General features: G+C 72.2%; 4 protein-coding genes. 1 reads left to right on the top strand and 3 read right to left on the bottom strand.

Features of this window, described 5'->3' with window-relative positions:
* Positions 1–110: 110 nt before the first annotated feature.
* The gene (locus tag ACZ499_RS22550; protein WP_385537730.1) at positions 111–1556 is read right to left on the bottom strand and encodes a glyceraldehyde-3-phosphate dehydrogenase; all 1446 of its coding nucleotides are present in this window, start codon (positions 1554–1556) and stop codon (positions 111–113) included.
* A gap of 501 nt (positions 1557–2057) precedes the next feature.
* The gene (locus ACZ499_RS22545; RefSeq protein ID WP_468677362.1) at positions 2058–2774 is read right to left on the bottom strand and encodes a L,D-transpeptidase; all 717 of its coding nucleotides are present in this window, start codon (positions 2772–2774) and stop codon (positions 2058–2060) included.
* 301 nt (positions 2775–3075) lie between these two features.
* Between ACZ499_RS22545 and ACZ499_RS22540 the strand changes: the two genes are divergently transcribed.
* Positions 3076–4797, top strand: coding sequence for a hypothetical protein (locus ACZ499_RS22540; protein WP_468677425.1), 1722 nt, complete (start codon positions 3076–3078; stop codon positions 4795–4797).
* Between the two features lie 19 nt (positions 4798–4816).
* On the opposite strand, the gene ACZ499_RS22535 is transcribed toward ACZ499_RS22540, so the two are convergent.
* The gene (locus tag ACZ499_RS22535; protein WP_468677360.1) at positions 4817–7216 is read right to left on the bottom strand and encodes an ATP-binding protein; all 2400 of its coding nucleotides are present in this window, start codon (positions 7214–7216) and stop codon (positions 4817–4819) included.
* Positions 7217–7264: the final 48 nt, after the last annotated feature.

The raw sequence follows: 7264 nt of genomic DNA, 5'->3' as shown, positions 1-7264 counted from the left end.
CATCCTGGCATTCGTAGACGAGAACGGCACAAGCAAAAAACGGAACCACCCCCCCCCCCCCCCCCCCCCCCCCCCCCTCTTCTCGTACCTCTTCTCGTGGGTCAGGACCCTCAGATCACCGGCACCGGGTACGTCGGGTACTCCACGCCGGAGACGTGCTGGACCACGCGGATGACCTGGCACGAGTAGCCGAACTCGTTGTCGTACCAGAGGTACAGGATCGCGTTGTCGCCGTCGACCTTCGTGGCGCCCGCGTCGACGATCGAGGCGTGGCGCGAGCCGACGAAGTCCATCGACACGGCGTCGGGGGCGGTGGTGAAGTCGATCTGGCGCTTCAGCGGCGAGTTCAGCGAGACATCGCGGAGGTACTCCAGGACCTCCTCGCGGGTGGTCTCGCGACCGAGCCGCAGGCTGAGGATCGCGATCGAGACGTCCGGCACCGGGACGCGGATCGAGCTGCCGGTGATCGGCGCCTTGAGGTCGGGCAGCGCCTTCGCGACGGCGGAGGCGGCACCGGTCTCGGTGATGACCATGTTCAGCGGCGCCGAACGGCCGCGGCGGTCGGCCTTGTGGTAGTTGTCCAGCAGGTTCTGGTCGTTGGTGAACGAGTGGACGGTCTCCACATGGCCGCGCAGCACGCCGTACTCGTCCGCCATCGCCTTCAGCGGCGGGACGATCGCGTTGGTGGTGCAGGACGCGCAGGACAGGATCTGCTCGTCCGGCTTGATCGTGTCGTGGTTGACGCCGTGCACGATGTTGGGCACGTCGCCCTTGCCGGGGGCGGTCAGGACGACCTTGTCGATACCGGGGCGCAGGTGCTTGGAGAGGCCCTCGCGGTCGCGCCACTTGCCGGTGTTGTCGATGAGGATGGCGTCGTTGATGCCGTACGCCGTGTAGTCGACCTCGGACGGGTCGTTGGCGTAGATCACCTTGATCTCGTTGCCGTTGGCGACGATGGTGCTGGTCGCCTCGTCAACGGTGATCGTGCCCTGGAACTGGCCGTGGATGGAGTCACGGCGCAGCAGCGAGGCGCGCTTGACGATGTCCTGGTCACCGCCCTGGCGGACGACGATGGCGCGCAGCCGCAGGCCGTTGCCGGAACCGGCCTTCTCGATGAGCAGGCGCGCGACGAGGCGGCCGATGCGGCCGAACCCGTAGAGGACGACGTCGCGGCCCTCGCCGCGCTCGATCTTGTTGTCACCCGTGGCGCCGATGACGGCCCCGGCGGTGAACTCCGCCACGGACAGACCGCGGTCGTCTGCCTGGTACGTCGCGGCGAGCATGCCGATGTCGATCTGCGAGGGGCCGAGATCGAGGGTGGTGAGAGCCTGCAGGAACGGAAGCGTGTCGGTGACCGAGAGTTCCTCACCGGCGATCTGCCGGGCGAATCGGTGGGTCTTCAGGATGCTGACCACCGACTTGTTCACCAGGGAGCGGCTGTGGAGGAGGACGGTGACGTCCCGCTCCCGGTGCAGCTTCCCGATGATCGGGATCATCGACTCCGCGATCTCCTCGCGGTTCTTCCAATTGGTGAACGAGTCGTCATTGACAGTCACGAGTTTATCTTTCGAGCTAGGCGGCGCTCATATGCTAACCCGACCCCTCTTCGGCCGTTCAAGGGGTGCCGCCCAGCGCGCGGACTCCGACGAGGGTGGGGCCAGGGCCTGTCCGGTGAATCTGGTCGGCTCCGGCCCGGGGCACCTCTTCGGTGCTGGTGAGCGGGTGTCCGGTGCGTCCGGCTGCAAGGCGGAGGATCGAGGCGACGCGTTGGGGTCTCCCCTGCTCGAACGAAGTTGAGACCTTGGGGAAGTCGGTGATCGCGACAACGCCACCGGGGGTCCCCCCTGGCCCTCAAGGGCGTGCCGGACACCCGCGCGCCGACCAGATCCGCCGGACAGGCCCCGGGCGATCGGCAGGCAGATCGCCCGGGACTGGAAGATGCGCTCCGCAGAAGTGGCTGAAACGCCACGCTCCGTAACAGTGAGTGAGTGCTTTGCACCGTGCCGCAGCCGCCGGGAGGCCGTCGGGGACGCCCCCACCGGACTACGGCCGAAGGGTCACGCCCCCGGCTTCCTCCCCCACACGTACACCGCGTCCCCCTGCTGCAGAGCGGTCCACAGGCGCTTGGCGTCCTCGTGGCGCAGGTTGACGCAGCCGTGGGAGCCGGAGCCTTCGTAGAGGTTGTTGTAGACGCCGTGGATGGCCTGGCCGCCGCTGAAGTACTGGCTGAACGTCATCGGCGAGTCGTAGAGCGTCGACCAGTCGTCCTGCTTGCGCCGTTCGACATGGAACCAGCCGGTACGGGTGGGGAGCTCCGCCCGGCCGGACCTGATGGCGACGGGCGTGAAGGCCACCTTGCCGTCCAGGGCGACCCACATGATCTGGTGACCCAGATCGACGCAGGCGACCCGGCCCGTGCGCTCGGGGCAGCCGCGCAGCTTCTCGGGATAGTTCTGGGCCCATTCCCAGTACAGGGCCGTGTACGTGATCGGTCCGGCGGAGCCGTCGGCCGGCACGATGAGCTGGCTCTCCTGGTACCGCTGGATCGCCAGACAGTCGGCGGGCGACTGCGAGCCGTCCGCCTCCAGCCCCATCAGCTCTTCGACCTCGCGCTGATACGGGCCGTCGGCCGTCGAGCACTTCAGCGGGGCGCTCCCGGGCGTCGGGGCTGCGACGGCGACACCGTACGCAGGCAGGACGCCGACGGTCAGCGCCAGGGGCGCGGCGGGGATCAGCGCCCGCAGGGTGCGGCGGGCTCGCGGGAACTTCCACATGGCGCATACATGTGCACCGTCCGCCCAGCGCGTACCCCCGCCGGAACGAACTTCACTCTCCCGCACCGAGGCTGAACCCCTGTCAGGGCCTGCCGGTATCCTGTAGCCCGGTCAGGCCACGTCCCCAGAAGGGTTGTTCCGCGGTTTGAAGTGCGATAAAGCGACGATGACCGCGAGCCGCGAGCCGCGAGCCGCGAGCCGCGAGCCGCGAGCCGCGAGCCGCGAGCCGCGAGCCGCGAGCCGCGAGCCGCGAGCCGCGCGGCCAAATGGGATATTCGGCGCGTAGCTTCTCTGGGTGGCCATGCACCCTAGCCCGCCCCTGCGCGTACCCGTAGGGCACGACGCCCAGCGGTGGAGCACGTTCCACGCCCGGCGGACGCTCGTCGTCGCCGCCCGTACGGTCACCTCGACCGCCCGTGTCCTGGAGTCGCTGCCCGCCCTCCTCCGCGACGACACCCGCGTGGCCGTCGTCTTCGCGTACGACCCGACGTCGGCCTTCGACAACGGCGTCCTGGAGCTGCTTCACGACTCCGGCTGCCGGGTCATGCCCTGGCGGCAGTTGAGCGAGATCGACCCCGATCTGATCGTCTCCGCCAGCGAGAACATCGACGTACCGCAAGGCGACTGCCCGGTCCTCGTCCTGCCGCACGGCATCGGCTTCCAGAAGTTCGTGCCGGACTCCCGGGCAGAGCGCAGCCGGCTGTCCGGCGTGGTCCCCGACTCCCTCCTTGAGGCGGGGCGCGCCTGGCTGGCCGTGTCGCACCCGGACCAGGAAGCCCAGTTGCTCGCCAGCCACCCCAAGACCGCCGGTCGCACCCTGCTGGTGGGCGATCCGTGCTTCGACGAGCTGGTCGTGAGCACGCGGCACCGGGACGCGTACCGGGAGGCGCTGGGCGTCGGCGCCGGGCAGCGGCTGGTCATGGTGAGCTCGACCTGGGGGCGGACCTCCCTCATCGGCCGGGAGCCGGGGCTGCCCGCGCGCCTGCTCGCCGCGCTGCCTTGCGACGAGTACCGCGTGGGCGCGATCATCCATCCCAACGTGTGGTCGGCGCACGGCCCCTGGCAGGTGCGCACGGCGCAGGCCACCGCGCTGGACGCCGGTCTGCTGCTGATGCCGCCGGTCCACAGCTGGCGCCCCGCGCTGGTCGCGGCCGACGTCGTCATCGGCGACCACGGTTCGGTGACGCTGTACGGGGCCGCCCTGGACAAGCCCGTACTGCTCGCCGCGTTCGGAAGCGACGCCGTGCCGGGGACCGCGGGCGCCGATCTCGCGCGCACCGCACCCCGGCTCGATCCGGCCGGAGACCTGCGGCGGCAGGTCGAGGACGCCGTCCACGGCCATGTGCCGCAGCGGTACGCGGAGGTGGCCGGGCGGGCTTTCAGCGACTCCGGGCAGGCGCTCGCCCGCCTCCGTGCCGCCCTGTATCGGCTGCTCCAACTGCCCGAGCCGCCCTCACGGCCGCCCGCCGCGCTGACCCTGCTCCCGCCGGAGCTTCCGTCGGCGGCAGTCACTTCATGGCGGGTGACCACCGCCGTCTCCGAGGGCGCGGGCCGGCCGGTGGTCACCGTTCACCGGTTCCCCGCCCCCGTCTGCGACGACTGGGCCGAGGGCCCGGGCCCGTACGTCCATCTGGCGTGCACCGACGAGGAACGCGACCCGCGACTGGCCGAGAGCGCGTCGGTCGTCGTCCGAGCCCGCCCGGCCGTGACAGCGGCCGCGGCCCTGGACTGGATCCAGGACTCGCTGACTCGGCTGCCGGGCAGCCACCTGGCCGCGACCGGCGTACGCGAGGCTGGAGCCGGGACCGGGTGGCTGATCGGGCTTCGGGACGGGCGGGTCGTCGAAGCGGCGGCCGCCGACCCGTCCCTCGATGCGGGGCTGTTGGCGGCCGCCGTATACGGCCGTCTGCGCGCGGGCCACCCGCTGGACGACACCAGGGTGACGCTGAGGGTCGGCGGGCTGCCCGACACGGACGTACGTCTGCGACCGCACTCGGCGCGGACGAGCGCGTCGCCGGACTGACCCCCGTCGCGCCGCTTCCCTACCCCTCGCCGTCCAAGCGCTCCAACCGCTCGCGCAGCCCCTGCGCCGAGGGGCTGCCACCCGCCTCGTGGATCTCCAGGGCTCTGGTGAGGTACGGGCGGGCGGCGCCGCGTGGTCCCCCGGTCCGCTCGGTGATGTCGGCCAGCTGGACCAGGGCCTGGGCCTCGTAGTGGGTGGCGCCCTCGCCCCGGAGGGTGCGTGCGGCCTCCCGTAGTGCGCGCAGGGCTTCCTGAGGGGCGCCCAGGTGGTCGTGGACGGCCCCGACGGCGGCCGTCGCCCGCGCCGCCATCCGCGTGTCCGAGCACCCGAGCAGTTCCTCCCGCGCCCGGCCCAGCGTGGCCAGGGCGTCGGCGTGGTCGCCGTGGGCGTCCTGCGCGCATCCCAGGAAGTACGCCGCGATGGCCGCCCCGCGCACCTCTCCCGCCCGGCGGTTGAGATCGAGGGAGCGGCGGTACGCCTCGATGGCGCGAGCGGGGTCGGCACGGTCCCAGTACCGTCCGAGGAACTCCTGCACGGACGCCCGCAGGACGACGTGGTCGGCGATCTCGGCGCAGCTGACGGCCGCTTCCAGCTCGGCGCGCGCCCGGTCGTCCTCGCCGAGGTCGAGCAGGGGCCGCGACAGCAGGCTGCGCAGCCGCGCCTCGGCCGCCGGCATCAGCTCCGCCGCCGCGCCGGCCGCGCCCAGCTCCAGGGACTCCCGCCACATGGCGAGGTGCCGGTGGTGCAGGAACAGGACGGTGAAGGCCTCGGCCAACTGCCATACCGGCTCGTGCAGTTGTTGCTGTGAGGCTGCCCGGAGCACCTGGAGGATGTTCGCACGCTCGGCCTCCAGCCAGTCCAGCGGCGCCGGGCCACCCGGCGCGGCGAACGGGTCGGGGGTGTCCGCCAGCAGCTCCGAGAGGTCCGCGATGCGCAGGCGGTCCGCCCGGATCGCCCGGTCCGCCAAGCCGGTGAGGGCGAGGTAGTGCGTCACGACGCGCCGCGTCAGCGCCGCCCGCTCACCGTCCGCTTCCTCCCGCTCCGCGCATTCGCGTGCATGCAGTCGTACGAGGTCGTGCAGCCGGTACCGGCCGTCCGCGGAGCCTTCGAGGAGGCTCGCGGCCTCCAGCACGTCGAGGAGATCCGCTGCACGCGGGGCGTCGATCCCGGCGGCGACGGCGGCCGTCGCAGCGTCGAAGGTGCGCACCGGCGCCCACCCCAGAAGCCGGTAGAGCCGGCCCGCGTCGGGCGGCAGCATGCGGTACGACGGGCCGAGTACGGCGGACACCGGGCGCTCCCCTCGCATCGACATTCCGGCGAGCCGTCCGGCCTCGTCGGCGAGCTCCTGCGCCAGGCCGGTCATGGTCAGGCGGCGGTCGGTGAGCAGCCGGGCCGCCACCACGTGCAGCGCCACCGGAAGGCCGCCGCACAGCTCCACCAGCCGTTCGGCCGCAGCCCGTTCGGCGGCCACGGCGTCCTCGCCGCAGCGGTCGGCGAGGAGCCGCATCCCGCCGTCCCCGTCCAATGGGTGCAACGAGATCAACCGGGCGCCGTCCAGGACCAGTTCGCCGAGTTTCCCGTGGCTGGTGACGAGTACCGCGCTGCCGGGCCCCTTGGGGACGAGCGGTCTGACCTGCGCGGGGTGGCTGACGTCGTCGAGGACGACCAGCATCCGGCGCTGTGCGGAGCGCGACCGGAACAGGGCGGTGCGCTCGGCGAGCGAGCGCGGCATCCACTCGTCGCTCACCCCGAGCGACCTGAGGCACATGGCGACGGCCTCGGAGACGTCGCCGCCGGTCTGCCCGTGCAGGCTCGCGAAGTCCACGTACATCTGGCCGTCGGGGAACAGCTCCCGGGACCTGTCCGCCCAGTGGCAGGCGGTCGCGGTCTTGCCGACGCCCGGCAGACCGTGGAGCACGCCGATGCCGATGCGTGCGGCGGCGCGGGTCCCGCCGTCCCCGAAGCACCGGTCCAGGGCCGAGAGGTCGGCCGTGCGGTTGACGAACGCGACGGTGAGGGCGGGCACCTGGTCCGGCCGGACCTCGGGCCGGGGGTGGGGCGAGTGCGGCTGGGCCGGGGCGAGTTCATCGAGCAGCCGCCGCAACTCCGAGGCCGCGCCCGGGTCCTCCCGGAGGATCTCCAGAAGTCGCTGCGACCAGCGGTTCTCAAGGTCGGCCACCGCACGCTCGTCCCGTACGCCGCGCGCCGCCTCCAGCTCGTCGCTGGCGGCCTGGAGCTCGCCCTCGGCGTCCTCCGCGTCCCCGGCGCTACGCGTCCCGTCCGCCCCGCCCGCGTCTCCGCGCCGGCGAGCGAGGAAGCGCCCCAGCCGCTCCCTGGCCTGCGCCCAGGAGTCCGAGACCATGAGCCCGACCAGGCTCGTCGCACCCGACGCCGCGAGCGCGGTCAACTCGGCTTCCACTCGGCCCCCTTCATGTCTCCCGCCCTTCGGGCCGGTCGACCACCACCG

Source organism: Streptomyces sp. NPDC031265 (assembly GCF_055570295.1).
Note: the sequence above shows the minus strand (reverse complement) of the source record. Positions and strands in the feature narration are given on the sequence as shown.

What these genes read in the sequence shown, in the direction of transcription:
- ACZ499_RS22545 (WP_468677362.1), bottom strand. Translation starts at nt 2,774, where the DNA reads ATGTGGAAGTTCCCGCGAGCCCGCCGCACCCTGCGGGCGCTGATCCCC.
- ACZ499_RS22540 (WP_468677425.1), top strand. Translation starts at nt 3,076, where the DNA reads ATGCACCCTAGCCCGCCCCTGCGCGTACCCGTAGGGCACGACGCCCAG.